Source organism: Bradyrhizobium sp. JYMT SZCCT0428 (assembly GCF_018131075.1).
GTDB lineage: Bacteria > Pseudomonadota > Alphaproteobacteria > Rhizobiales > Xanthobacteraceae > Bradyrhizobium.
The window spans coordinates 42598-68194 of the sequence record NZ_JAFCLS010000014.1 but is presented as its reverse complement, the minus strand read 5'-3'; the positions used below and the strand labels follow the sequence as shown (position 1 = coordinate 68194).

Sequence of the window (25597 nt, the reverse complement as noted above, 5' to 3'; positions counted from 1 at the left end):
GCCGTGACCGAACTTTCGCCGCTGCAGTCCGAGATCAGGAAGCTGATCCAATCGTCAGGCCCGATGCCGGTCTGGCGGTACATGGAACTATGCCTGATGCATCCCGAGCACGGCTATTACGTGTCGCGCGATCCGCTGGGCCGGGAGGGCGATTTCACAACGGCGCCCGAAGTCAGCCAGATGTTCGGCGAACTGCTCGGATTGTGGGCGGCTTCGGTCTGGAGGGCGATCGGCTCGCCGCCGGCGCTGCGGCTGGTCGAGCTCGGGCCCGGCCGCGGCACCATGATGGCGGATGCGCTGCGCGCGCTGCGGGTGCTGCCGCCGCTCTATCAGTCGCTCAGCACACACCTCGTCGAGATCAATCCGGTGCTGCGCGAGAAGCAAAGCGCGACGCTGTCCGGCGTGCGCAATCTCAGCTGGCACGACAGCATCGACGACGTGCCCGAGGGCCCTGCGGTTATTTTCGCCAACGAGTATTTCGACGTGCTGCCGATCCACCAGGTGGTGAAGCGCGAGACCGGCTGGCATGAGCGCGTGATCAAGCTCGACGACGGCGGCAAGTTGGTGTTCGCGGCCGCCGACGAGCCGACGCCGCGCTTCGAGGTGCTGCTGCCGCCACTGGTGCGTGCCGCCCCTGTCGGCGCCGTGTTCGAATGGCGGCCCGACGCCGAGATCATGAAGATCGCCAAGCGCGTTCGCGAACAGGACGGCGCGGCGCTGATCATCGATTACGGCCATCTGCGCAGCGACGCCGGCGACACCTTCCAGGCCATCGCCCGTCACAGCTTCGCCGATCCCTTGAAGAATCCGGGACAGGCCGACGTGACCGCCCATGTCGATTTCCAGGCGCTGGTGCGCGCCGCCGAAGATATGGGCGCGCGCACCCACGGTCCGGTGACGCAGGGCGAGTTCCTCAAGCGGCTCGGCATCGAGACCCGCGCGTTGACGCTGATGGGCAAGACCACGCCGGAAGTATCCGCCGATATTTCCAATGCGCTGAAGCGGCTGACCGATAGCGGCCGCGGCGGCATGGGCTCGATGTTCAAGGTGCTGGCGATCACGGAGCCGCATCTCACCTCGGTCGCCGGCCTGTCCGACGAACAGGAAGCTGCCGACGAAGAGGCGTCATGACCTACGGATCCTCGTTGCTTTCGGCCATTCCGGGCCTGCGCCACGCTTTCTTCACCCGCGAGGGCGGCGTATCCGGCGGGATTTACGAGGGCCTCAATGGCGGCCTCGGTTCGAACGATGATGCCGCCCACGTCGCGGAAAATCGCCGCCGCATGGCCGAGCAGATGGGGGTCGCACCGGATCGTTTTCTCAGCGTGCACCAGATCCATTCGCCCGATGCCGTGGTGGCGACCGGCCCCTGGACCGGGGACAAGCCGCGCGCCGACGCCCTGGTCACCCGCACTGAAGGCCTTGCGATCGGCGTCACCGCGGCCGATTGCGGGCCGATTTTGTTCGTCGATCCCACGGCCCGCGTGATCGGCGCGGCCCATGCCGGCTGGAAGGGCGCGCTGACCGGGGTAATCGAATCCACCGTGGATGCGATGGAGAAGCTGGGCGCCGACCGCAGCGGCACGGTGGCGGCGATCGGTCCCCTGATCCGCCAGCATTCCTACGAAGTCGGCGGCGAATTCCTGGAACGTTTTCTGGATGCCGACGCCGGCAATGCCGCCTACTTCATTGCTTCGGAGCGCGCCGGCCATTCGATGTTCGACCTTGCCGGCTACATCCGGATGCGGCTGGAAAACGCCGGCGTGCTGATGATCGACGACATCGGCGTCGACACCTATTCCGACGAACGCTTCTACAGCTACCGCCGCTCGGTGCATCGCAAAGAGCCGGATTACGGAAGGCATGTTCACGCCATCGCGCTGACCGACTGAGTTCCGCCAGCGCAATTCCGGAACCAGCTCCGAGAGCGGGAATCCAGCCTTGACTCTCCACCCGGTGGAGGCTGCACAAGGCGCGGCATGACACATCGAACCTACAGCATCGGTGAAGCGTCGCGCCTCAGCGGAGTGTCCGTTCGAAGGCTGCGCTTCTATTCGGACCAGGGACTGCTTCCGCCGGCAGGGCGAACGGAGAGCGGCTATCGCGTCTTCACCGATAGCGAGCTCGTCCGCCTCGACCTTATCAGCTGCCTGCGCGACGCCGGCCTCGGTCTCGATGCTATTCGCGAGGTGTTGTCGAAGGAGCTTTCGCTGACCGAGGCACTGGCGCTTCGCCTGCGGGCGCTCGAGGCCGAAATCGCAGCGCAACGCCGGATCGCGGCGGCACTGCGTGCGGCCCTTCGTTCGCCCGAACTGACTGAAGCCGATTTGAGGAGATTCTGGACCATGACCAAATTGTCGCGTGATGAACGGCGCAGCGTTGTTGAGGCATTTTACGAACGGGTGTCTGACGGCGTGAACATCGATGCCAAATGGATGCGCCAGATGATTGAAGACAGCGTCCCCGAACTGCCTGAAGAGCCGACGCCCGAGCAGTGTGACGCGTGGATCGAGCTTTCCGGCATGCTCCGCGATCCCGAATTTGCGGCCAACATGCGAACCAATGCCAAGGACATCTGGGACGGCGCGACCTTCGATCCTGAGGCGTGGAAGGCCGAAGGTGATGCCATGGTCGTCAAGGCCGGGGAGGCTATCGCGCGTGGCCTTGAGCCGAATTCGGAAACCGGCCGGGCGCTGGCCAGGGAGTGGCTGGAAACACAGGCCCGACTCACGCAGCGGAAGTTCGACGATGATTTCCGCATCTGGTGGCGTGCGAAATATCAACAGCAAAACGCCCGTGCGACCCGATATTGGGAGCTGATTACGATCCTTCGCGGCCAACCGCCGTGCAGCAGCCCGAACCGGGAATGGATGTGGATTGGAGCTGCCATGACGAACTATCTCGCCGATCAGCCCGCGCGGCCGTGAAAATGCCGTGATTGGCCAAGCGATACGCCAAATGTCCAGGCAGATATTCGGCCAGGTGTGGCGGTCCTGCCAGAGCGCCGGGCTTTGTGAGTAGGCCGCCATCCCTGCCCTAGACCTTAATGCTTTTTAACGATATCGGGGGGCAATGAGGGACCTCATCCCAGCCCCCTGCCTGCGAGCCCCGCGCGCGATCATCGCCGCAGCGCTGTTCGCCGTCTCGTGTGCGCTTGGCGGCTGCGCCGGTGGCGGCGCGGCGAGCGGATCGTTCGCGATGGCGACCAGCGGCGGCTCGACCGTGGCTTTCGAATCGATCGACGGCCCGCCGCCGCACGTCTTCGACCGCATGGTCGGCGTCATCGACAGCGAATCGAAGCTGCGGAACCTGCAGATCGTCTCGCGCGAGGGTGGCGCCTCCTACCGTGTGCGCAGCTATCTCTCGGCGCAGGTGGTGCGCGGCAAGACCATGATCGCTTGGGTCTGGGACGTCTACGACAACAACCAGCAGCGCGCGCTGCGGCTGTCCGGCGAGGAACCGGCGGGCAAGGCCGGCCGCGACGCTTGGGCCGCCGCCGACGATCTCGTGCTGCGGAAAATCGCGCAGGCCGGCCTCAGCGGCCTCAGCGGCATGATCAACGGCACGCCGGAAGCACCGCAGCCGACGCCAGCCCCCTCGCCCGGCCTCCGCGGCTCCGCGGTCGCGAGCATGGAGCAGACCGCACCCGCCGAGGGTGCATTCGGTGTCGCCGCGCTGGGCTTCAGCAGCCATTAAGCCTACCCCGTAAAGTCCCGTATCGGCTCATTTTTAACCGGGAAAACAGCTGCGACGGGTTGCCAGCCGCGCCACCTGCCTGATATCTCCTCGCGCATCGAAACCCGCCGGGCTACAGGTATCCGAGATGCTGAACGTCGTATCCAGCAAGGCGCGGGGAGAGGCCTCGATGTCCGCCAAGAACGGCTCCATCAAGCTGGTCGCCGGCAATTCGAACCCTGCTTTGGCGAAGGCCATCGCCGAAGGGCTGGATCTGCCGCTGACCAAGGCCAGCGTCCGCCGCTTTGCCGATAACGAAATCTTCGTCGAGGTGCTCGAGAACGTGCGCGGCTCGGACGCGTTCATCATCCAGTCGACGTCGTTTCCAGCCAACGACCATCTGATGGAATTGCTGATCATCACCGATGCGCTGCGCCGCTCGTCCGCGCGCCGCATCACGGCGGTGATCCCCTATTTCGGCTACGCCCGGCAGGACCGCAAGGTCGGCTCGCGCGCGCCGATTTCGGCCAAGCTGGTGGCCAATCTGATCACCCATGCCGGCATCGATCGCGTCATGACGCTCGACCTGCATGCCGGCCAGATCCAGGGCTTCTTCGACATCCCGACCGACAATCTCTACGCCTCGCCGCTGATGGTGCGCGACATCAAGGAGCGCTTCGACCTCGCCAATGTGATGGTGGTGTCGCCCGACGTCGGCGGCGTGGTGCGCGCCCGCGGCCTCTCCAAGCGGATCAACGCGCCGCTCGCCATCATCGACAAGCGCCGCGAACGCGCCGGCGAATCCGAAGTCATGAATGTGATCGGCGATGTCGCCGGCTATACCTGCATCCTGATCGACGACATCGTCGATTCCGGCGGCACGCTGGTGAATGCGGCCGACGCCCTGATCGCCAACGGCGCCAAGGAAGTCTACGCCTACATCTCCCATGGCGTACTGTCGGGCGGCGCCGCCGCGCGCATCGCCGGCTCCAGGCTGAAAGAGCTCGTCATCACCGACTCGATCCTGCCGACGGAAGCGGTCAACAAGGCCGCCAATATCCGCACGCTCTCGATCGCGCCGCTGATCGCCGAAGCCATCGGCCGCACCGCGGCGGAAGAGTCGGTTTCGAGCTTGTTCGACTGACGTCTCTTCTGTCGTCCCGGCGAACGCCGGGACCCATACGCCGTGGCGGCCATTGTTTGCAGAAGGTCTCAAACGTCAGCGCTCTCATTGATGGGCCGCGGCGTATGGGTCCCGGCTCAAGGCCGGGACGACGGTGTTTTTTGTTGCTGCACTGAGCACACTTTCGCGATCTCGCGGCGCGATGCGCCCGAGCTTTGCCAGAAACTTCCCACCCTCCAATAAGAGGGCGCAGGGAAGACCGGGTGCGCGCTGCACCCGCGGTCCCGTGTGCGGTTTGCACTAAAAAGGCTGCACACGAGCATACAGGGCAGCGGTGAACACCCGGCCTTCCCTGCGCAATGGCTTTTCGGCTTATGCCGTGATCTCCCCGGAGACGAGTTCTTGGTTGACTCCGTCGCTGCCGTTCAGCTCTCGCCTACCCGACAGCTTGACGCCTGCAACGGGCGCCAGGACCACACGGTTTTGCCGTACGCTTAGTCCACGCCATCGTCTCAGCGCAAACCAGCGTCCATCGCAACCCGTCCAACGTCCGTGACGACGGCCGACGCCCTTCTGAGTAGGACGGGATGGCGACAAACATGCCCCTGATTTGCCCTTCGCGAAAAGCGAAATATTTTTTGTTTCGGGGCTTGACACGATTTCTTTAAATCAGAATTGATTTGCCCGTCGCGTTGTTTTGTCGCACAACAACGGGGCTGGGAAGGTCGGTGGTTCGTATGAGTAAACCCGGCCGCACACCGGCGGCTTGCCATCCGCATGGAACGACCCGGCGGCTTTGAGCCACGCCGGCCCATCGCTTGACCACTATCAAGCGGCCGGCAGGCACACACATCTCGATCCAGCCACTTGTCGCGCCCGCACCGCTCGACGGGCCCGGTCAGCGAGAGGGATCTTGAGTCCCGGAATTCGGCGCGCGGGACGCATGATGCGTCGCGCGATCACGATCATCGTTGGGGACCCATTCTTCCGCGCTTGCGTCCCAATGATGGGTGTCGTCGAAGTGTTTCCAGAGTGGCGGCCTTTTGCTTTCACCCTTTCGCAATGCATTCAGGGCGCGGAGTACAACGAGCGCGCCAGCCATCGTCACCCATCCGCGAGGGTTATATCGGGAGTTCCATTTGATTGTCTCGAGCATCTGATGCCTCCTTCAAGAAAGAAGCCTTCCGCCATCTTAGCCCGGGCCAAGAACACAGTAATGTAAAGTACTTCACAGTCCGCCGACATCTTCGACATCGCCAGGGCGAACCCATGAGGGCATGCGTCTGGCGGCGCCGCCGAGGACTGAGTGTCCCGGATCATATCCGCTCCATCATATCCTTTCTGTCGCAAGGACGGAACATCGTCGGCGCGCGTCATTTTGCAACACGCGCTTCCTGCTTCCTGGTCACATGCCAGATCACGAAATGATAGTGCGGCACATCCACTCCGGGGTGACCCGGGTTGAAGTAGATGCTGACGTGGTCAAGCGCTGCGCCAGCGAACCCCGGCGCCTCCAATAGCTTGTGATCGTCGATGTCTCGTGTCGGGACCATATACACGGTTGCCGCCAGGCGATCCTTGCGGTCGAAGCACAGGAATGGTCCGAGCGGCAAGGTTTCGGGTTTGACAAAGACGACGCCCAGGCTGGGAAAGAACTTTGGGAAGTTCACGAGATCGCTGACCCGCTTGTATCCGTTCTTTTCGGCAAGCTTCCGCTGATTTGGAGGCGCACGAACGACGTGGTGCTTCCGGTGCGCTTTGCCGACTTTGCGAGCGGCTGTTTTGGTTTTTCCGACCTTGTCGGCCGTTTGCACCCCGGTCGGTGCAAGCCCCTGCGGCGCCGCGCTTTGGGCTGGACCAAATTGGGGTTGACCAAACGGGGGCTGGATAAATTGCGGTTGGCCCAATTGGGGTTGGCTCAATTGGGGCTGGCCAAACTGGGCGGCAGGCTGCCTCACATCGGCAATCAATCCGAGCGAGGCGACGAGAGCTGCGGTCACCAGCGCATGGCGCATCGTGATCTCCCAATCTCACCTGCCCTGCTTGCGTTCCTGCCACCGCATGAAGTCCTGGAACAACTCTTCGCGGTCCGGCGGATTGCTGGTTGGCTTTTGCTCGAGGAACCGGCCGAACGCCTTGCGAAGCGCGGCCTCTCCACCCGATTGCCGCTGGAGCCAGCGCTCTGCCGGTTGAAATCGCCGCCAACCCGGCAGCACCTCCGGCAAATTCGCCTCGCGCCATTTGGGATGGTGAGCGTCACCGAGAAATTCGGGAAACCGCGAGAACAGCGTTTCGACAAAATGTTCCAGGAGCTGAAACCGCTCGCTGCGGGCCGGCCAGTTGTAGGCGAAAAGAGCGCATTTGATCGCGATCGTGTCGACGCTTTCACCGGCCCCAACGAGGTTTGGGTAATCCTCGCGGCGGAACGTCGATGGCAGATAATCTTGCTGCAGCGCCCGCGAATAGGGAATCGGCAGCAGGTGAATGCCGTCCATTTGCGCGGCGCGGGCCACGGCGTTGACCGGTTTTCCCGAAACCAGCAGGCTGGCGACGATTTGCCCCTTCCTCATCCCATCCAGCGCGGCGTCCAGCCCCAAATTCAATTCGCTGAACTTCACCTCCAGACGGTTGAGCACCTCACGGCCAAGCACCGCGGCAGCACCGCCTTCTTCGCCGAGATTGACCGTCTTTCCCTCAAGATCCGCCAGGCTCCTGATCTCGGAGCGCGCGAGGAGATGGAACTCTTCGACAAAAAGCGGGGTGATGTAGACGAGCTTGTTCTGGATGTCCGGGATCGTCCTTGTCTCCCGCAGACGGTCGACCAGGACGACAGGCGCGATCGCCATGTCGGCACCCGCCAGCGTAAGCACGTCCAGGATGTTGCGGATGCCACCGTTTCCCACCATCGGGAGCACCCGTAACGCGACCTCGCCGCGAGGGCCGGTCTCCTGGCCGGTGGCCAAGGTGGTCGCAATGTCCTGCGTGATGGCGAACTCGGTGCTTAGCGGTGGCCCCGTTACCAATCCTGCCGTGTATGGGCTCACAGCCGCTCCCGCTTCCTTCCTGGGAGCGCTTGCCTTGGGCCCAGACGCTTTGGCGGGTTCACTCGCGGAAACGGATGGTCGGGTTTGGGCGAGGCCCTCCCGGACCGGTTGGCCGAGCCAAGCCGCCGCAATGAAGGCGGTCAACAAACCGACCCGCACCACTCCGCAGACCCTCATTGTTCCCACCTGTTCGACCGGACCAGCCCCGGGCGTGACATTCGCTCGCCGTCAGGGAAAAGGCTTGAGCCGACAAATCGTCACCCCGCGACGTCACACGCACGACCGGGTAGAATGGATTTGCTTCGCCTTTTTCAACGCGCCTGAACCAGCGGCGTTCCGTTGTCGGGGATGCCTGCGGCCAACGGTCCGCGTCCGTTCCGGGGCATTTTCGGACTATGGTCGCGCGTTGTTGCGAGGTCCGCTTACCTCGATGAACGGACGTCGTCAGGCCGCTTCGGCAGGCCAAAATGGGTCAAAGGCGTCGTTCGAGTCGCCGCTAGCCACTGCCGGCCTGCCCCGACAGATGGACGACAGAGGGCCCGCCGATGGGCAAATCGCGTGGGCTGGATCCTTGGGGCGGTCCAATCGCGTGCCAGGCTATTTTGATGTGTGCTACCTAGGTGGGTGCAAACTGGCAGCAGGAGAAGCCGATCATGACTGACGATCAGGTCAATCTCGTCGTTCAGCACCTTTGCGAGCAATTGCACCTGGCGCTCCGATTGAAGGGCAGCGAGGCACATCCACCAAACGCCAAGGAAATTGGATTTGATCCTGCCTCTGTGAGAACTGTATTGCTGACCGGGTTGCGTTCGGCGGGTGTCACGACCCACCACGAGGCAGCCGGGGCGAGCGAAGAGCCGCCGTGGTCCTAAAGGCAAAGCGCGGGACAGAAGCCCCTAGCCAATGTCTCTGGTGGGTCATTTTCAAATCTCGCTTCACACAAGTGCGAGGTCTGCTTCAACCCATTACGTCAGAAAAGTGCCTCACTGCGGCACTCGCAGCTCGATGCCGTAGCGCGCATAGATCCGCGCGATGGTGCTATCGCCCAGCAGGGTCTCGAGTCGTAGCTCCTTCCGCTACGACCTGGCCGTTCACCCCGATGGTCTGGCCAAGGGATCGTGATGGAGGGTCGGGCCTGTGCTAGAATGATCGGGCCGAGCCATCCCGGGGAAGCCCATGAGGTGTCCGAGCTGCGGGGCCGAGAGCAAGGCGGGGAACAGGTTCTGCAGCAGATGCGGAGCACCGCTTGCGCTGACCTGCGCCGCTTGTGGCTCGCTGAACGAGCCGACGGCCAGCTTCTGTGGCCAATGTGGCGTGGGGCTTGTGCGGGAGGTTCGAGGAGGTCCCTTTGCGACGGAGGAGTCGCCGGGCCTTGGACCGGCCCCGCTGGCCGCGGAGCGCCGTCACTTGACGGTCATGTTTTGCGATATGGCCGGCTCGACGGCGCTTTCGAGTCGCCTCGATCCGGAGGACCTGAGGGAGGTTATCCGGGGGTTTCAGGACGCGTGCGTCCGGGCGATCCGTCGATTCGACGGCTTTATCGCGAAGTTCATGGGCGACGGCGTACTGGCTTATTTCGGCTATCCGAGGGCTCATGAAGACGATGCCGAACGCGCCGTCAGAGCGGGACTCGCAGTCGTCGATGTGATCAGCCAGCTGATGTTGCCGACCAAGGCGCGACTAGAGGTCCGAGTGGGCATCGCCACCGGTCTTGTGGTGGTCGGCGAGACGTTGGGTGAAGGTTCTTCTCAGGAGCAGGTGGTCATCGGCGAGACGCCGAACCTTGCAGCCCGCCTCCAGGGAATCGCCGAGCCGAACGCTGTTGTCATCGCCGACGGAACGAGACCGCTGCTCGGCAGGATATTCGACCTCGAGGATCTCGGCTCGCGGTTTCTCAAGGGAATGGCCAATCCAGTTCCGTCGTGGCGTGTCGTTGGCGAACACACGGCCGAAAGTCGCTTCGGGGCCGGGCAGGCTCAGCGTGCAACCGGTTTTTTTGGCCGCGAACGCGAGGTTGACCTTCTGATGGACCGCTGGGTTCAGGCGCAAAATGGCGAAGGTCAGGTCATCCTCTTGTCCGGCGAGGCCGGAATTGGCAAGTCGCGGATCGTCGCGGCGCTGCGGGAGAAGATCGTCGACGGGGCTCATACGCGCATCGTATATCAGTGTTCGCCTCATCATACGAATAGCCCGTTTTATCCCGTGATTTCCCAACTCGAGCGCGCGGCCGGGATTGCGCCTGACGACCCCGCTGAGACCAAGCTCGACAAACTGGAACCGGTTCTAAAACGTTCGTTCTCGGCGATCGGTCATGTTGCGCCATTCTTCGCGACGCTCTTGTCACTGCCATTCGAGGGCCGGTACGTAGCACCCAGCCTCACGCCGCGAGAGCAGAAGGAGCGCACTTTACTAGCGCTCATCGAGCTGCTCGGCGGCCTCGCGAAGCAATGCCCCGTACTGTTCATCCTGGAAGATGCACACTGGATTGATCCGACGACGCTTGATTTGTTTACCCGGACCATTGACCGGCTGCAGCGCTGGCCGGTCCTGCTGATTGTCACGTTCCGTCCCGAGTTCGAAGTGCCGTGGGGCCACTATCCCCACGTGACAGCACTCGCTTTGAATCGGCTGGGGCAGCGCCATGTGGCGGCAATGATCGACAGATTAACAAATCGCAAGGTGGTGCCAGCCGACGTCCGGGACGAGATCATCGCGAAAACCGACGGAGTGCCGCTGTTCGTGGAAGAGCTCACAAAGGCAGTCCTGGGATCGGGGCTCCTCAAGGAGACCGCCGACCGCTATGTTCTGCACGGCCCGCTGCCTCCTCTCGCGATTCCAGGAACGCTGCACGACAGTCTGATGGCCAGGCTCGACCGCCTTGCGTCCGTGAGGGAGATCGCCCAGATCGGGGCCGCCATTGGAAGAGAGTTTTCCTACCAGCTGCTGGATGCCGTTGCGCCGGTTCACGACAAGGCGCTGGAGGACGCACTCGACCAGCTCAGCAAGGCGGACCTGATTTTTCCCAGAGGAGTGCTGCCCGAAGCGACCTACATCTTCAAGCACGCGCTCGTGCAGGATGCCGCCTATCGAAGCCTCCTGCGCTCAACGCGTCGACAGCTCCATGGCCGCATCGCTCAAGCGATCACGGAGCTGACGCCCCAAATCGTTGAGACCCAACCCGAACTTCTCGCCCATCACTATGCGCAGGCGGGGTTCATCGATGATGCCATTGCCTATGGCCTGAGGGCTGGGCGGCGCTCCGCGGCGCGTTCCGCCAACGAAGAAGCGATCACGCATTACACCAAAGCACTGGAGTTGCTGGGGGCGAAATCGGCGGGAGTGGAGCGAGATCGGCAGGAGCTCGACCTGCTCATTGCCCTCGGCGTGCCGACGATCGCGGCGCGCGGCTACATGGCCGCTGACGTCGAAGGCATTTACGGCCGCGCGCGCGACCTGTGCGACCGCGTGACCGAGACTCCGCACCGCTTTATCGCACTGCGCGGCCTATGGAACAGCGCATTCCTGCGAAAACCGCTGCTGAAAGCGCAAGAGCTGAGCGCCGAATTGGTGGCCCTGGCGGATGCCCAGGGCGATGCTACGCGTCGGGCGCTCGCTCATCGGGCGCAAGGCTGTACCCTGCTTCTTCGCGGCGAATTTGAGTCCGGCTGGGAAAGCTTTCGTCAGGCCATCGACCTCTGGGATGTCGACAAGGCGCACGCGGAGATCCTCGTCTACGGCGAGGATCCGAGCGTGCTCTGCCAAGCCTATGGCTCGTGGCTGCTATGGTTTCTCGGCTATCCGGACAAGTCGAGCACATTGATCTGCAAGGCGTTGGCCGATGCCGAGCGGCTATCCAATCCTTTCATTCACGCCATGACCCTCGGCCTCGCATCCGCGCTACACGTTGATCGTCACGAATTTTCTCGGGGATTAGAACGCGCCGACGAGTCCTCAGCTATCTGCGCTGCGTACGGTTTCCCGCAGTGGACTGCTTACGTCATGATAACGAGAGGCCGAGCTCGCGCGGCGCTTGGTCGAGCCAATGACGGTATCGCCGAGATGGAACGGGGCTTGGCCGACTGGCAGGCACTGGGCGCCAAGCTCGCTACGACACGGACCGTGGGATTAGCGGATGCGTGTGCGAAGGCAGGCCTCATCGCGGCGGGCCTCGATTGGATCAAGGTCGCCGCGGAGCATGCGCGCACGTTTCACGAAAGGATTCTCGAGGCCGAGATCCATAAGGCGCATGGTGAGCTGCTGCTCACGAGGGGGGCGACGGGGGATGCGGAAGCGTGCCTTCGCCGCTCCATGGAGATCGCTCAACGCCAAAAGTCTAAGTCTCTGGAATTGCGGACAGCCATGGTCTTGGCGCAACTCTGGCAGCACCAGGGCCAGCGAGAGGCGGCGTACGACCTAGTCGCGCCGATATACGGCTGGTTCAGCGAGGGGTTCGACAGCCCAGATCTGCGGAATGCGAGGGCGTTGCTGGATGATCTCGCATGAACGACAGGAAGTCGTGCGGGCCGTTATCCTCGCCGGCCAGGCTGCAAGTCTGCTTTGCCCCGATGAGTTGACGTCGCGCGAGCGTTTCCAAGTTTGCGGTCAAAATCGACACTTTGGCCGTGTGCCGATCACTTCCGGTGTACACCCGACTCCGGACATGTCGCTACACCGCTATAACTGATGCTTTGTGGTCATTTTCGGAAGTCGGCGCCTGCCTCGGTGTGGTCCGCATTACCCCGGCAAACGAACATCATCGGCTCGGCAATCCAGGTCCGAAAAGTGCCAGAGGCGTTTTGCCCGACGGCCCGCAGCGTCGTTTGACCGACGATGCGTAAAAGCACGCGAGTGTCTTCCCGTCGGGCAAGCGCGGGCCATCTCGCGCGATACCGCGCCTCACTGCGGCACTCGCAGCTCGATGCCGTAGCGGGCATAAATCCGCGCGATGGTGCCGTCCGCCAGCAGGGCCTCGATCGCCGCATCGACACGCGCGCGCAGCATGTCGTCGGGGCGCAGCAGCCCGGCGGCAATATTCCAGTTCAGATCCTGATCGTCGCCGAACGCCGGAATCAGCCGGAGCGGCCTGTCGGCGTGCTGCAGGTTGAACCAGCCGACCGTCATCGGGGTGACGGCGGCGGCCTCGATCTCGCGATTGGCGAGCGCCGCAACGATATCGTCCTCGAAGGCGAACGGAGATGTGGCGGCGCCGCCCTTGGCGAGCGTCATCGAGACCACCGAGCCGACGGGTACCCCGACCCGCTGATCGGGACCGAGACCGGCCAGCGAGGAGGCCTGTGAATCGCCGCGCACCGCGAGCACGACGCCGCTGCGATGGTAGGGACGCGACGTCCGCACACCGCCGGCGGGCGGCGTATCCTTGCGGGCGATGACGTCGAGCACGAGGTCGCAGTCGGCGCGGCGATACTGGATCGCGCTGATCACCCACTCCCGCGTCAGCTTGACCCCGAGTTGCTCGGCAATTTTTTCGCCGAGTTCGATCTGAAATCCCGGGACCGGTCCGGACTTGCTGGCAAACGGCAGCGCGTTGGGACTGGCGCAGAGCGCCAACGCACCGCGCTCGAGGACGGCCTCCAGCGAGCGGGCATCCGCCGGCGCGTTCCACAGCATCATCAGTGCGAGGCCTGCCGCGTATCGCGAGAGGCGATCTCGCGGTTTCCACGCCGCTTCAGTCATCAAGCCCTCTGATGTAGGCCAGGATCGCGATGATCTGGCCGTCACTGAACACCGAACCATAGGCGGGCATGGCGCCGACCTTGCCCTTCTTGATGCGCTCGACGAGGTATTCGTCGCTGCGCTCGGACTTCGACAGCTTCGGACCCCTGCCCGCATGGCGGCCGCCCTCCTGGTGACAGAAGCCGCAGGTGGTGGCGAACATTTTCCCGCCCTCGATGTCATCAGGCGAGGCTTCGGCTTGCGGCAGCGGATTTGCCGCGCCCACCGGGGAGGACTGTTGGGCTAACGCGCCGGTCGACAGAAATGGCCAGATGATGGCCGAAACAATCAGCAACGGTATTCGCATTCCAGCATCCGTATTGATCGCAAGAGCGACAACGTATTGACCGGCCAGGGCGGCAAGGAGATCCCTGCCGCCCGCGCCACTGTCATTGTCTGAGCGTGTAGACGATCATAGCGCCGGTATTCTTCGACATGCTCTTGAAGGGCTCGCCATAGAGCGCGACGAACTCGTCGGCCACCAGGCTGCCCCAGCCCGCCGGCACGGCGACATACTGCTTGCCACCGGCCATGTAGCTGATGATGCCGGCGTTGTGCCCCATGCCGTTGTTGCGCGACCAGAGCTCTTCGCCGGTGTCGGCATTGTAGGCGTGCACGATGCCTTCGGCGTCCGGCACGAATACCAGATTGCCCGCGGTGGCCAGAACGCTGGCGAGCGGCGGCTGCTTGTAGGCGACCTCCCACTTCTTGGCGCCGGTGACCGGATCGCGGGCGCTGAGATGACCACGGGCGGGCCCGTCCGGCGGCGCCACGATCTTGAACGTGGCGCCGATGTTGAGCTGGGCCATCGGCTCCAGGATCGGCGTGGTCTTCTCGACGCTCATCTCCATGCACCACTCCTGCCCGATCCGGTAGAACAGCCCGTTCTTGGGGCTGTAGGCGCCGGAGTTCCAGCTGATGCCGCCGGCGATGGCCGGGCACAGTGGCGGGTCGACCTTGCCTTCGACGAGGTCGCGGCGACCGATCAGTTCGCCGGTCTTCGGATCGATGCTCTTGACGAAGTTGATGTTCTTTACCAGCGCCCAGACGTTCTCGACCTTGGCGTTGGAACGGTCATAGACGAAGACGTATCCGCTCTTGTTGGCGTGCACGACGAGCTTCTTGCCGCCGCGCTCGAGCATGACGAACTCGCCGACGGAAGAGTCGAAGTCCCAGGCATCGTGCGGCAGCTCCTGATGATAGAATTTGAGCTTGCCGGTATCGGGATCGAGCGCGATGACCGATGTCGTGTAGAGATTGTCGCCCGGCCGCGGTCCGCTCTTCTTCCAGTCCGCACCCGACCAGTCGTAGAGCGGCGCCGGGTTGGCGGTGCCCCACCACACCGAATTGGTTTCCGGGTCATAGGTTCCGGGCATCCAGCCGCCGCCGCCGCCGGTCCGCCAGGACTCGCCGCCCCAGGTCTTCATCGCCTCTTCGGTGCCGGCCACCGTGAAGAATTCCCATTTCTTCTGGCCGGTCTTGCCGTCGACGCCGAAGATCGGTCCGCGACCGGTCCACTCGCCGCCCTGCGCACCAATGATCACCATGTCCTTGACCACCAGCGGCGCGCCGGTGAAGCCGACGGTCACCTTCTTGGAATCCAGCAGCTTGGTGTCCCACACCGATTTGCCGGTCTTCAGATCGAGCGCGATCAGGCGCCCGTCGACGGTGCCGACATAGAGATTGCCGCCTCCGATGGCGATGCCGCGGTTGTAGGGCGAGTGCGTCTGCTTGGCGACCAGCTCCTCGTCGAGCTCCGGCGCATAGGCCCAGATCGTCTTGCCGGTCGCGCCATCAAGCGCGTAGACGCGGCTGTAGGAGCCCGAATAATACAGCACGCCGTCAAGGGCCAGCGGCGTTGACTGCAGGCCGCGGGTGGCGCGCTCCGGGAAATGCATCCAGGCGACTTCGAGATTCTTGACGTTGCCGGCGTTGATCTGGTCGAGCCCGCTGTAATGGTAAGACTTGTACGTGCCGTGATAGGTCGGCCAGTCGTTCATGGTCGCCTCGGCATTGAGCGCCGCAGCGTTCTGGGCGCGCGCCGGTGAGACGCTGACAGTGACAGCGACTTGGGCAGCCACCGCCAGCGCGGCGCAACCGACAACAGATCGTCCGTAGAAAATCATCTGCATCCTCCCTTTGTGTTTGTTTGTTGGGTCGAATTTTCTTCGCGACGCTTGCAGGATGTTCTGGTGTTCTGTTCTGGTGTTCAAAGCCTCATGGGGTCGGCAGTTCGAGATGGATGGCATGGACCGGCGGGACTGCCGTCGTGAGACGGCAGCACTTCATGCCGCCTGACTGAGAAGCGGGCATTGGTCCGAATGAAGAATTGGTCGGGGCGAAGGATTGTTCTCGAGGCGGGGACGATTTCAGTGCAGCGCGGCACACGCGGTCATTGCCGGGGCTTGCCTGCCCCACACGGTCCCCGGCGACGTCGGTGCGGTGCACCATGACATGTCCCTCGATGCGCCACGCCATTAGCTGACCGGATTGTTGTTTTTTTGTGGAGCACGGTCGGATTTGGCAACCCTAAGCTGAAAGACCGCACGCGAGCAGACGAGCGACAGCATTGCGCAGAACGCGTCGCGCATCGCACAAATCGAACGAGCGCGATTGAGAGATCAGCAGTGCATGAGGGGGCGCAAGACCACCTCTTCGTCACTCAAATCCCGGCCGCGGCACCAAATTCATCAACATGTTGGCATAGCCGCCGTCGACGGTGATCTCGTCGCCGTTGACGTAGGACGAGCGGTCGCTGGCGAGATAGAGGATCGCATCCGCGATATCCTGCGGCAGGCCGACCCGCCGTAACGGCACCACGGCGGATCGGCGTTCGGTGACGCCGGGCGTATCGTAGAACGCCTGGCTCATCGGCGTGATCACCATGCCGGGGCTAACGACGTTGCTTCTGATCCCCTGCGGTCCCCATTCGCTGGCGAGCTGGCGCGAGAGCATGATGACGCCGGCCTTGCTGACACTGTAGGCGCCGCTCTGGCCCTGCGCATGGCTGCCGGCAATCGACGACACGTGAACGATGCTGCCGCTCCCGGATTTACGCATCTGCCGGCCGAAGCTTTGCGCGCAGAGGAAGTAGCCGGTGAGATTCACCGACAGCACCGCGTTCCATTCGGCCAGCGTCAGATTCTCAAGACCACCCGGCCGCAGCACCGCGGCGGTGTTGACGAGCACGCTGCATGGCCCGAGCGATTGCTCGACCGCCTCGGACACGCCGGCGACGCTCTCGGCATTCGCGGTGTCGCAGCGCCCGACGAAATGCCCGGCGCCGAACTGGCGCAGCTCACTGCGCGTGGTCTCAAGGCCGCGCTCATCGAGGTCGATCGCCGCGACGCGGGCGCCGGCCTGCGCAAGGCTGAGCGCCGTGGCGCGGCCGATGCCGCCGCCTCCGCCCGTCACCACGCACACGCGGCCTGTCAGGCCAAGCCAATCGGGTGGATTTTGTCCGGTCATGATGGCCTCCCGTTTCCTGCTTTGATTTTTTCTATTTGCGGTCGCGGCGGCATACATCGCCGCCGCGGCCTGGTCGTAGGATGGGTAGAGCGCTAGCGAAACCCATCAATGACTTGCGACGAGGTGAGATGATGGGTTTCGCTTACGCTCTACCCATCCTACGGACCTTATCCCGTAATCCCCGCCGCGACTTGGCCGCGCAGCCGCTCCAGGCTGTGCAGGGTGTTGGCGCAGGCTTCGGCGACTTCGATGCCCTTGATGACGAAATGCTTGCGGAAGAAATCGTGGTGCACGGCGCTTTCGTGGAACTGCTGCGGCGTCAGCACCGCCGAGAAGATCGGCACTTCGGTCTTCAGCTGCACATCCATCAGCGCCTTGATCACGGTGTCGGCGACGAATTCGTGGCGGTAGATGCCGCCGTCGACCACCAGCCCCGCCGCCACGATCGCGGTGTAGCGCCGCGTCTTGGCGAGCAGTTGCGCATGCAGCGGGATCTCGAACGACCCCGGCACCTCGAACAGGTCGACCTGCGCGCGCGAGATATGGCGCGCCTCGATCTCTTCGAGGAAGGCGATGCGGCATTCCTCGACCACGTCGCGGTGCCAGGACGCCTGCACGAAGGCGACCCGCTGCGGCTTGACGAAACGCGGATGCACGGGCGCCGGCGGGCGCTCGGGCGTGTCGGGAACCCTAACCTCGGATTCCACTGTTTGGGCTTGTTGGATTTGGGCTTCAGGCTCTTGCAACATCTGATTCATGGCTTTCCTCTTTCAGGACCAGAATCAGGGCACACGGAACGACGATTGACCCACGCAAAAGCGGGCCGCCGCAACCGTTCTCTTTCATCCGGACTTTAACCGTCGGCTTCGGAATCACACCGAATCTGCTGACCCTTCTTCCCCATGGAAGTCCGAGAAGAAGGCGCTCGCGGGCTTGGGCTACGTCACCCTTACCGCCGGTGGGGATTTTCACCCCGCCCTGAGAACATCGGCCGCCCGGAATGGACGACCTGTCGGCAAATATGACCAAAGGCCGCGGCATCGGCAAGCTCCATCAGCACCGGGAATCTGCATGATCCCCATGACGGCGGGACAGGGCAGCCTACGCTTCTCCCTTCCCCCGCGCTTTGCGGGGTCGAGACGAGCGAAGCTCGCTCTTAGAGGGTTGGGGTGAGGGGCTCTCTCCGCGAACGCTTGTGCCGATTGAAAGACCTGTACCCCCTCACCCGGATCGCAAGTGCGATCCGACCTCTCCCCGCAGGCGGGGCGAGGTAAGCAAGAGAGCACCGGCCACTTCGCATTCAACCTCAGGCCGCCTTTTGCGCCGCCTTGATCAGGTCAAGGATCGCCTCAAGCCGCGCGGTGACGTCGCTGGTTTCCAACAGCTGCTGCCGCTGCGCGATGCTGACCGGCAGCAGCGGCGCGACGGTGTCGGCCAGCAGGCTGGGGTCTCCGATGTCAGGAAGGTGGAGACGCGCCTGCAGCTGCGGCGGCACATGGGAGTAATCGACATTGGCGAACATCCGGTAGGCGTCGAGGACAAGGCGCGACAGCAAAACGGCCTTGTCGCTCTGGCCGTTGCTCTCTTCGATCGGTGCGATCTCGGCCGCCAGAAATTCTTCCGCGACCGGTTTGCCGACCGCGGCGCGTTCGAGGCCGGAGATCGCCAGCTTGAGCGTTCCGTCGGTCATCACCACGCGATTGATCAAGGCTGCGGTGACGCCGACCGGATAGAGCGCATCCAGTTGCGGATCGTCGTCGCCCGAGCTCCGCTGCGTGACCACGAGCACGCGGCGGTCCGTCGCCAGCGCGCGCTCGATCGCGCGCCGGGTTTTTTCGCGCCCGACGAAAATCGGCGCGACCATCTGCGGAAACACGACCAGATCCCGCATCGGCACGATCGGGATGCCCGCGCCTGCCGCGACGCTAACCGTATTTGTCGCACCGGACGGAACGAGAGGCAGGCTCGACTCAATTCGCGCGGCGAGATGATTCCAGTCGGGCAGGCCCAACGTCCTGGCGACAAGTTCCAGGCTTTCGCTGTGGGTGAGAGAAACCGATTTGGCCTTGAGAGCTTCGCGCAACGAATGCGCCATAGCCTTGGCATCGCGAAAATCGCGCATGGGATAACTCCTCTGCATTGGCGAACAAGATGTGTCAGGCGCTTGCGTTACTGACTCGTTCGCTGGGCAAAGGAGGCCTCGAACGGCGTGATACGTTCACCGTACCCTCGAAGGGCGCAAGCGGCGGGTCGTATCCACCCTGTGGAAAAATATGCGCCTTGAGCAAAGCGGCTGTCAATTCAGGTTAAGAAAAAATTAACCATTGTGGCGGGCCGGTGCTCTTCCGGTGGCGGACGACTCCAATCCACAGAATCCGATTCCGATTTGTTCTCAAATTAATAATTACGACCACGAAGAGCTGTGGACGGCCTGCGCATTGGCTGTGGACGGACTCCGGGGTCGGTTGCGCAGATTCCGCAAATCACATCACTTGAGCCGGCAAGCCTCGGGACGATCAAGAACAAGGTCAGGAACGATCAGGGGATTGCAGTCGGCCGCGACGCATCAGCTTCCGCGCGCGCTGGTCCCCGTTGTGCGTATCAACTCACGTGAAATGGCAAGGTCGAGACGGAATGTCCCTCCTCGAAGGCATTATCGATTCCCCGAACAACCCGCTCGCGGTTGTCGAGGACATCGCCAGCGACAACAACTGGGCGTATGAGCGTTCCGGTGAAGACGAGGTGACCATCGTCTCCAAGGGCGACTGGACCGACTATCAGCTCTCCTTTACCTGGATGGCCGAGATCGAGGCGCTGCATCTGGCCTGCGCCTTCGATATGAAGATTCCACCCGCGCGCCGGCCCGAGGTGCAGCGGCTGATCGCTGCGATCAACGAGCAATTATGGATCGGCCATTTCGACATCTGGACCCATACCGGCATGATCATGTACCGGCAGGCCCTGGTATTGCCGAACGGGCTCACCGCCTCGACCGCGCAATGCGAAGCCATGCTGGTCGGCGCCATCCACGCCTGCGAACGCTATTACCCCGCGTTCCAGTTCGTGGTCTGGGCCGGCAAGACCGCCGCGGAAGCCATGAGCGCGGCGATGTTTGATACCGAGGGCGAGGCGTAGATCCCTCCTCTATCGTCGTCCCTGCGAACGCAGGGACCCATACGCCGTGGCCTCAATGGCTTAAGCAAACTGCTTGTGGCCACTGCTTCGCTTCACTAGAAACGGCTGTGGTTATGGGTCCCCGCGTTCGCAGGGACGACGAGAGAGTATTTGCACATGTCGTCAACAACCAACGCACTCAAAAACGTCCACGGCACCATCGCGCTCGCGGGAGCCGGCAAGATGGGCGGCGCGATGCTGACCGGCTGGCTGGCGCAGGGGCTCGATCCCCGGCGCGTCGTGGTGATCGAGCCGCATCCTTCCCAAGAGATCAACGCGCTGGCGGCGCAGGGCATTCGGCTCAACCCGACGGCCAAGGATGTCGGCGAGGTCGACACGCTGGTGGTCGCGGTGAAGCCGCAATCCTTTCGCGAGGCCGGTGCGGCGCTGAAATCGTTCACGGGATCGTCGACGCTGGTGGTCTCGATCATGGCGGGCACGCCGATTGCTGTGCTCGAAGCGGTCGTCGGCGGTAGTGTGGTTCGCGCCATGCCGAACACGCCGGCCGCGATCGGCCGCGGCATCACGGTTGCGGTCGCCGCCAGGAAAGTCAGCGCCGCGCAGCGCGCGATCGCCGACGCGCTGCTGCGCGCGGCGGGCTCGGTCGAATGGGTCGAGAAGGAAAGCCTGATGGACGCGGTGACCGCCGTCTCCGGCTCGGGGCCGGCCTACGTGTTCCTGCTCGCCGAAGAACTCGCACGCGCCGGTGTCGCGGCTGGCCTGCCGGAGGAGCTTGCGACCAAGCTCGCCCGCGAAACCGTCGCCGGCTCCGGCGAGCTGCTGCATCGCTCGGATCTTTCGTCGGCGACCTTGCGCCAGAACGTCACCTCGCCCGGCGGCACCACCGCGGCCGCGCTCGAAGTGCTGATGGGTTCTGACGGAATGCAGAAGCTGATGACGCGCGCCGTGGCCGCGGCGACGCAGCGCTCGAAGGACCTGGCGAAGTAAATTCCGGTCGTCATCCCCGGACGAACGCACTTGCGTTCGCTCGGGAGGTGCGCGCTCTTGCGCGCCTCGAAGGATGGACACAGCCCGTGGTCCATCCTTCGAGGCTCGCCCAGCGGTGCAAATGCACCGCAAGGCTCGCACCTCCAGCGACAATGGCGAAGCCATTGCGCGGGGATGACGGCAGTGGGTGAAGCTACTTCGCGCCCAAGCGCTTATTAAACATCTCGACATTGACGAGGCCGCGGGCGTGGCGGCCGTCGCCGATCTTGCGCTCGCCCTCAAAGGCCTCGACCTCGAAGCGGATCACGCGGCGCTCTACCGCGACCACTTTCGCCGTGGTCCGCACCAATGAGCCGACCAGCGAAGCGCCGATATGGCGGATATCGACCTCGGTGCCGACCGTGATCCAGCCCGGCTGAAGATGGTCCCGGACGGCATCGCCCGATGCCATCTCCATTTCCAGGATCATCATCGGCGTCGCATAGACCATCGGCATATCAGGCACGAAATGCCCGACCGTCCGCTCCGGCGGCACCACCAGCGTGCGCTCGGCGCTCATACCGATCTTTATGATTCCGCGTGCGTCCATGGATCGTTTCCACAAAACCGGTGTCGTCCCGGCCTTGAGCCGGGACCCATAACCATAAATGTCCATTGTAGCAGCTAGCTGGAGCTCCAGCTTTGCCTAACAATCAATGCCGGTGGTTAGGGGTCCCTGCGTTCGCAGGGACGACGGATGAAACTACTTCTTCGCCGCGGCCGCGCGTTCGACGAACGTCTTGCCGCCCTTCATCTTGTGGGCGAGCGGCGCTTCGTTGATCTGGATCACGACTGCATCGGCATCGACGCCGAGGTTCTTGACCAGCGCCTGCGTGATGTCGCGCATCATGCCGGCCTTCTGCTCGTCGGTGCGGCCGGCGGCCATGCTCACGGTGATCTCGGGCATTTTTTTCTTCTCCCTTTGCTCTTGCTGTACTTGCACACTGTCATTGCCGGGCATAGCCGTCTGAAGGACGGCGTCGCTTCCGCTCGCCTATGCCCGGCAATCCATCCCTTTTCAAGGAAGATGGATACGCGGGTCAAGCCCGCGTATGACAGACCTAATTCCACTTCACGTCATGGCGCGCCAGAACTTCGCGCACGGCGTCGACGAGCTTGCTTGCATCGACCTCGTATTGGGCCTCGGACTGCTTCTTCAGATATTCCTCGCGGTCCTTGATCTCGGTCAAGCCCGCTCCGAGGATGAGGTCCTTGAGCTGAACCTTGCCGTTGGCCCGCTCGTCCGAGCCCTGGATGATCGCACAGGGCGCGTTGCGCCGGTCGGCATATTTCATCTGCTGGCCGAGGCTGTGCTTCGGGTTTCCAAGATATAGTTCCGCGCGGATACCAGCGTTGCGCAGCGTCGCGACCATTTTCTGGTAATCGGCGATTTCGCCGCCGAACACGGTGACGACAACAGGTCCGACAGCGGGCTTGGTGTCGACCTTGCCGATCAGTGTCAGCGCCGCCTGCAGCCGCGACACGCCGATGGAGAAGCCGGTTGCAGGAACGGGTTCGCCGCGGAAGCGCGAGACGAGACCGTCATAGCGCCCGCCGCCGCCGACCGAGCCGAAACGCACCGGACGGCCTTTTTCGTCCTTGGTCTCCAGCAGCAGCTCAACTTCGTAGACTGCACCGGTGTAATATTCGAGACCGCGGACGACGGAAGGGTCGATACGGATGCGATCCGATGCGTAACCGGAGGCTGTGACCAGTTTGGCAATCTCCTCCAACTCGCTGACGCCGGCCTGACCCACGTCGCTCCTGGCGAGATAAGCATCCGCGGCGGCAATTGCCTCTTTCCAGTCGTCGCGTTTTTGCGTGACGGCCAAAACGATGTCGGCGTCCGCGGCGCTCAGGCCGGCTCCGTTTGTGAAGTCGCCCTTGCCTTCTTCGCCTCCATCCCATCGTCCGGGACCGAGCAACTTGCGAACTTCGTCGGCGGAAAATTTGTCTAGCTTGTCGATGGCGCGCAGCACCGTGAGCCGGCGTCCGGCATTCTCCTCGCCGCCGAGGCCGATCGCTTCGAGCGCCCCGTCGAGGACCTTGCGGTTGTTGACCTTCACCACATAGCTGCCGCGGGGAATGCCGAGCGCTTCCATGGTGTCCGCCGCCATCATGCACATCTCGGCGTCGGCGGCCGGCGTCGGCGCGCCGACGGTGTCGGCGTCGAACTGCATGAACTGACGGAAGCGACCCGGACCCGGCTTCTCGTTGCGGAACACCCACCCGAAACGATAGGAACGATAGGGTTTTGGCAGCGAGTCAAAATTTTCCGCGACATAGCGCGCCAGCGGCGCGGTCAAATCGTAGCGCAGCGAGATCCACTGCTCGTCGTCGTCCTGGAACGAGAACACGCCTTCGTTGGGCCGGTCCTGGTCGGGCAGGAATTTGCCGAGCGCGTCGGTAAATTCCATCGCCGGGGTTTCCACCGGCTCAAAACCATAGCGCTCATAGACTTCGCGGATTTTCTCGACCATCTGCCGTGTCGCCGAGATCGCAGCGGGACCTCGATCCTCCAGCCCGCGCGGCAGGCGCGCCTTCAGCTTCTGGGGCTTTTTGGGTTTATCGTTCATGGCGGCGTTGCAACTTGTGTAGGGTGGGCAAAGCCGCTTCGGGCGCCGCACTCACCGGGAAAAACAGGGGGCTCTTGGCTCGGCCCATCCCTCGCACTTAGCCCACCGGGCCGGTTTTGACCAGAACGTCCTGCCCGGCGTTCATGGGGTTTCCATCCTGGCGCGCAGCGCATCGGCGTCGGCCTTCGACATCTTTTTCAGCATCGGCCGGATGGTCTCGCCGCCGACGATCTTGCCGTTCCGCAAGAACATCCAATCCGAGATGTCAGCCACCCTGAACTCGGCCAGGTCGCCGGCCCGCTTGCCCGGCAAATGGCGCGGCGCATTGGCGAACCTGCCCGAATAGCGGCCGTTTCCAATCTTCTTCACCTCGGCCATCCAGATATGTTCGCCGCTGTTGTTCGGATATGGAAACCGCGCCTTGAGAGAGTGACCGGTCTCCGACGGTTTTGGCGCGTCGTAGGAGGCCCAGAATTTCGGCAGCGTGGAACGCGCCTGCGCGATCGCGGCATTGATCTCCGGGTCGCCATTGCGAAAGTCGATCACCGGGGAGCGGTCTTCGGCCCTGACACTCGTTGTGGGGGAGCCGAGAACCGCAAGCGCCGCCGCGAAGGCGGCCGCCACGACGCATTTCGAGCATGTCGAGAGGATTGAGGTCATTGTCACCATTTCGCGCACCGCTATCCGCAAATCCGGGAGTTGGTCGCGCAAGGGGGCGAAACAGTTCATGGGCTGCGGGGGCGCTGCGCTTCCTTACCTCGCCCCGCTTGCGGGGAGAGGTCGGATCACATCGAAGATGTGATCCGGGTGAGGGGGTACAGGTCTCACCATTATCTTCAGAATTTGCGGAGAGAGCCCCTCACCCCACCCTCTCCCCGCAAGAGCGGGGCGAGGGAGTGAGAGAGCGCTCCCGCCTTACGCCGCGACGGCCTTGCCTTTCGGCTGCACTTCGACCGCAAAATCCGCCATCAGTTGTTCCGAAATCTTGCCGGGCGTGAACTTCCACTCGGCGATTTCAGCCACCGGGGTGATTTCGGCGGCGGTGCCGGTAATGAAGCATTCCGTAAAGCCCGAAAGTTCTTCCGGCATGATGCGGCGTTCGATCACTTCGATGCCGCGACGCTGCGCGAGGTCGATTGCGGTGGCGCGGGTGATGCCGGCGAGGAAGCAGTCGGCGATCGGGGTGTGGATCTTGCCATCCTCGATGAAGAAGATGTTGGCGCCGGTGCATTCGGCGACCCGCCCCTGCCAATCCAGCATCATGGCGTCGGCATAGCCGGCACGCTCCGCCTTATGCTTTGGGATGGTGCAGATCATGTAGAGACCGGAGGCCTTCGCCATCGCCGGGATCGTCATCGGATCGGGGCGCCGGTATTCGGCAAGGCCCATGCGGATGCCCTTCATCTTGGTGGCCGGATCGAAATAGCTCGGCCAATCCCAAGCGGCGATCGCCAGATGAATGGTGTTTGATGACGCCGACACGCCCATCATCTCCGAACCGCGCCAGGCGATCGGACGAAGATAGGCATCAGGCAGATTGTTCTCGTCGATCACCAGCTGCTTGGCGGCATCGATCTCGGCGACCGAATACGGAATCTCGAAATCGAGGATGTTGGCCGAGTTCTTCAGCCGCTCGGAATGTTCCGTGCTCTTGAACACCCTGCCGCCATAGGCGCGCTCGCCCTCGAACACGCAGCTCGCGTAATGCAGCCCGTGGGTCAGCACATGGACGTTGGCATCAGCCCACGGCACAAGCTTGCCATCGTACCAGATCACACCATCGATCTTGTCGAAGGAAATTCCCATGGCCTCTCTCC

At 63.2% G+C, this 25597-nt stretch carries 22 protein-coding genes, 1 pseudogene and 1 riboswitch; of the genes and pseudogenes, 10 read left to right on the top strand and 13 right to left on the bottom strand.

What is annotated here, in order from left to right; genetic code table 11:
• Positions 1–3 precede the first annotated feature (3 nt).
• From JQ575_RS16310 to JQ575_RS16290, 5 genes are all read left to right on the top strand, one after another.
• Positions 4–1131 carry a class I SAM-dependent methyltransferase gene (locus JQ575_RS16310; RefSeq protein ID WP_212034255.1) on the top strand — a complete coding sequence of 376 codons (1128 nt, stop codon included), beginning with the start codon at positions 4–6 and terminating at the stop codon, positions 1129–1131.
• On the top strand, positions 1128–1892 hold the full coding sequence (gene pgeF, locus JQ575_RS16305) for a peptidoglycan editing factor PgeF (RefSeq protein ID WP_212034254.1): 765 nt from the start codon (positions 1128–1130) through the stop codon (positions 1890–1892). Before JQ575_RS16310 ends, pgeF begins: the two co-directional genes overlap by 4 nt.
• Positions 1893–1979: 87 nt before the next feature.
• A complete protein-coding gene (locus tag JQ575_RS16300) occupies positions 1980–2927 on the top strand; it encodes a MerR family transcriptional regulator (protein ID WP_212034253.1) in 948 nt (315 codons plus the stop codon).
• Between the two features lie 145 nt (positions 2928–3072).
• The gene (locus tag JQ575_RS16295) at positions 3073–3696 is read left to right on the top strand and encodes a hypothetical protein (protein WP_212034252.1); all 624 of its coding nucleotides are present in this window, start codon (positions 3073–3075) and stop codon (positions 3694–3696) included.
• Positions 3697–3865: 169 nt separating this feature from the next.
• Positions 3866–4819, top strand: a complete 954-nt coding sequence (locus JQ575_RS16290; RefSeq protein ID WP_212034371.1) for a ribose-phosphate pyrophosphokinase — start codon at positions 3866–3868, stop codon at positions 4817–4819.
• 1352 nt (positions 4820–6171) lie between these two features.
• Here the strand turns inward: JQ575_RS16290 and JQ575_RS16285 are convergent.
• Positions 6172–6813 carry a hypothetical protein gene (locus JQ575_RS16285; RefSeq protein WP_212034251.1) on the bottom strand — a complete coding sequence of 214 codons (642 nt, stop codon included), beginning with the start codon at positions 6811–6813 and terminating at the stop codon, positions 6172–6174.
• Between the two features lie 15 nt (positions 6814–6828).
• Positions 6829–7842, bottom strand: a complete 1014-nt coding sequence (locus tag JQ575_RS16280; RefSeq protein WP_312015947.1) for a TAXI family TRAP transporter solute-binding subunit — start codon at positions 7840–7842, stop codon at positions 6829–6831.
• A gap of 653 nt (positions 7843–8495) precedes the next feature.
• On the opposite strand from JQ575_RS16280, the gene JQ575_RS16275 reads away from it, so the two are divergent.
• The 3 genes and pseudogenes from JQ575_RS16275 (at position 8496) to JQ575_RS16270 (ending at position 12345) form a co-directional block, all read left to right on the top strand.
• Entirely contained in the window at positions 8496–8714 is a 219-nt protein-coding gene (locus JQ575_RS16275) for a hypothetical protein (RefSeq protein ID WP_192737681.1), read from the top strand.
• A 304-nt stretch (positions 8715–9018) separates the two neighbouring features.
• Positions 9019–9144: pseudogene (locus JQ575_RS46430) on the top strand (double zinc ribbon domain-containing protein); the annotation flags it as partial.
• Positions 9145–9249: 105 nt separating this feature from the next.
• Positions 9250–12345 (top strand): AAA family ATPase, encoded by a 3096-nt coding sequence (locus JQ575_RS16270; RefSeq protein WP_283842618.1) that lies wholly within the window; start codon positions 9250–9252, stop codon positions 12343–12345.
• Positions 12346–12738: 393 nt separating this feature from the next.
• Here JQ575_RS16270 and JQ575_RS16265 read toward each other — a convergent pair whose 3' ends face one another.
• The 6 genes from JQ575_RS16265 to JQ575_RS16240 all read right to left on the bottom strand — a co-directional run bounded on the left by JQ575_RS16265 (position 12739) and on the right by JQ575_RS16240 (position 19165).
• A complete protein-coding gene (locus JQ575_RS16265; protein WP_212034249.1) occupies positions 12739–13536 on the bottom strand; it encodes an ABC transporter substrate-binding protein in 798 nt (265 codons plus the stop codon).
• Positions 13529–13882 (bottom strand): cytochrome c, encoded by a 354-nt coding sequence (locus JQ575_RS16260; RefSeq protein ID WP_212034248.1) that lies wholly within the window; start codon positions 13880–13882, stop codon positions 13529–13531. The genes JQ575_RS16265 and JQ575_RS16260 overlap by 8 nt, the downstream gene beginning before the upstream one ends.
• Before the next feature lie 82 nt (positions 13883–13964).
• A complete protein-coding gene (locus tag JQ575_RS16255) occupies positions 13965–15701 on the bottom strand; it encodes a PQQ-binding-like beta-propeller repeat protein (RefSeq protein WP_212034247.1) in 1737 nt (578 codons plus the stop codon).
• Positions 15702–16233: 532 nt separating this feature from the next.
• Positions 16234–17043 carry an SDR family NAD(P)-dependent oxidoreductase gene (locus tag JQ575_RS16250; protein WP_212034246.1) on the bottom strand — a complete coding sequence of 270 codons (810 nt, stop codon included), beginning with the start codon at positions 17041–17043 and terminating at the stop codon, positions 16234–16236.
• 167 nt (positions 17044–17210) lie between these two features.
• Complete coding sequence (locus tag JQ575_RS16245) at positions 17211–17801, bottom strand: 6,7-dimethyl-8-ribityllumazine synthase (RefSeq protein WP_212034245.1); 591 nt, start codon at positions 17799–17801, stop codon at positions 17211–17213.
• 72 nt (positions 17802–17873) lie between these two features.
• Positions 17874–18033: riboswitch (FMN riboswitch) on the bottom strand.
• Between the two features lie 316 nt (positions 18034–18349).
• Positions 18350–19165, bottom strand: coding sequence for an LON peptidase substrate-binding domain-containing protein (locus JQ575_RS16240; protein ID WP_212034244.1), 816 nt, complete (start codon positions 19163–19165; stop codon positions 18350–18352).
• A 512-nt stretch (positions 19166–19677) separates the two neighbouring features.
• Here JQ575_RS16240 and JQ575_RS16235 point away from each other — a divergent pair.
• Together JQ575_RS16235 and proC are read left to right on the top strand one after the other, a co-directional pair.
• On the top strand, positions 19678–20178 hold the full coding sequence (locus JQ575_RS16235) for a YbjN domain-containing protein (protein WP_212034243.1): 501 nt from the start codon (positions 19678–19680) through the stop codon (positions 20176–20178).
• A gap of 156 nt (positions 20179–20334) precedes the next feature.
• On the top strand, positions 20335–21165 hold the full coding sequence (gene proC, locus JQ575_RS16230; RefSeq protein ID WP_212034242.1) for a pyrroline-5-carboxylate reductase: 831 nt from the start codon (positions 20335–20337) through the stop codon (positions 21163–21165).
• A gap of 193 nt (positions 21166–21358) precedes the next feature.
• On the opposite strand, the gene JQ575_RS16225 is transcribed toward proC, so the two are convergent.
• The 5 genes from JQ575_RS16225 to JQ575_RS16205 form a co-directional block, all read right to left on the bottom strand.
• Positions 21359–21754 (bottom strand): thioesterase family protein, encoded by a 396-nt coding sequence (locus tag JQ575_RS16225; protein WP_212034241.1) that lies wholly within the window; start codon positions 21752–21754, stop codon positions 21359–21361.
• Between the two features lie 153 nt (positions 21755–21907).
• The gene (locus JQ575_RS16220) at positions 21908–22111 is read right to left on the bottom strand and encodes a tautomerase family protein (RefSeq protein WP_025590867.1); all 204 of its coding nucleotides are present in this window, start codon (positions 22109–22111) and stop codon (positions 21908–21910) included.
• Between the two features lie 154 nt (positions 22112–22265).
• Positions 22266–23780 carry a histidine--tRNA ligase gene (gene hisS, locus JQ575_RS16215; protein WP_212034240.1) on the bottom strand — a complete coding sequence of 505 codons (1515 nt, stop codon included), beginning with the start codon at positions 23778–23780 and terminating at the stop codon, positions 22266–22268.
• Between the two features lie 141 nt (positions 23781–23921).
• Complete coding sequence (locus JQ575_RS16210) at positions 23922–24440, bottom strand: YegJ family protein (protein ID WP_212034239.1); 519 nt, start codon at positions 24438–24440, stop codon at positions 23922–23924.
• A gap of 255 nt (positions 24441–24695) precedes the next feature.
• Positions 24696–25586, bottom strand: coding sequence for a branched-chain amino acid aminotransferase (locus JQ575_RS16205; RefSeq protein WP_212034238.1), 891 nt, complete (start codon positions 25584–25586; stop codon positions 24696–24698).
• Positions 25587–25597 lie beyond the last annotated feature (11 nt).

Coding starts and splice junctions, on each gene's coding strand:
- pgeF (WP_212034254.1), top strand. CDS start 1,128: ATGACCTACGGATCCTCGTTGCTTTCGGCCATTCCGGGCCTGCGCCAC.
- JQ575_RS16300 (WP_212034253.1), top strand. CDS start 1,980: ATGACACATCGAACCTACAGCATCGGTGAAGCGTCGCGCCTCAGCGGA.
- JQ575_RS16295 (WP_212034252.1), top strand. CDS start 3,073: ATGAGGGACCTCATCCCAGCCCCCTGCCTGCGAGCCCCGCGCGCGATC.
- JQ575_RS16290 (WP_212034371.1), top strand. CDS start 3,866: ATGTCCGCCAAGAACGGCTCCATCAAGCTGGTCGCCGGCAATTCGAAC.
- JQ575_RS16285 (WP_212034251.1), bottom strand. CDS start 6,813: ATGCGCCATGCGCTGGTGACCGCAGCTCTCGTCGCCTCGCTCGGATTG.
- JQ575_RS16275 (WP_192737681.1), top strand. CDS start 8,496: ATGACTGACGATCAGGTCAATCTCGTCGTTCAGCACCTTTGCGAGCAA.
- JQ575_RS16265 (WP_212034249.1), bottom strand. CDS start 13,536: ATGACTGAAGCGGCGTGGAAACCGCGAGATCGCCTCTCGCGATACGCG.
- JQ575_RS16260 (WP_212034248.1), bottom strand. CDS start 13,882: ATGCGAATACCGTTGCTGATTGTTTCGGCCATCATCTGGCCATTTCTG.
- JQ575_RS16255 (WP_212034247.1), bottom strand. CDS start 15,701: ATGATTTTCTACGGACGATCTGTTGTCGGTTGCGCCGCGCTGGCGGTG.
- JQ575_RS16250 (WP_212034246.1), bottom strand. CDS start 17,043: ATGACCGGACAAAATCCACCCGATTGGCTTGGCCTGACAGGCCGCGTG.
- JQ575_RS16245 (WP_212034245.1), bottom strand. CDS start 17,801: ATGAATCAGATGTTGCAAGAGCCTGAAGCCCAAATCCAACAAGCCCAA.
- JQ575_RS16240 (WP_212034244.1), bottom strand. CDS start 19,165: ATGCGCGATTTTCGCGATGCCAAGGCTATGGCGCATTCGTTGCGCGAA.
- JQ575_RS16235 (WP_212034243.1), top strand. CDS start 19,678: ATGTCCCTCCTCGAAGGCATTATCGATTCCCCGAACAACCCGCTCGCG.
- proC (WP_212034242.1), top strand. CDS start 20,335: ATGTCGTCAACAACCAACGCACTCAAAAACGTCCACGGCACCATCGCG.
- JQ575_RS16225 (WP_212034241.1), bottom strand. CDS start 21,754: ATGGACGCACGCGGAATCATAAAGATCGGTATGAGCGCCGAGCGCACG.
- JQ575_RS16220 (WP_025590867.1), bottom strand. CDS start 22,111: ATGCCCGAGATCACCGTGAGCATGGCCGCCGGCCGCACCGACGAGCAG.
- hisS (WP_212034240.1), bottom strand. CDS start 23,780: ATGAACGATAAACCCAAAAAGCCCCAGAAGCTGAAGGCGCGCCTGCCG.
- JQ575_RS16210 (WP_212034239.1), bottom strand. CDS start 24,440: ATGACCTCAATCCTCTCGACATGCTCGAAATGCGTCGTGGCGGCCGCC.
- JQ575_RS16205 (WP_212034238.1), bottom strand. CDS start 25,586: ATGGGAATTTCCTTCGACAAGATCGATGGTGTGATCTGGTACGATGGC.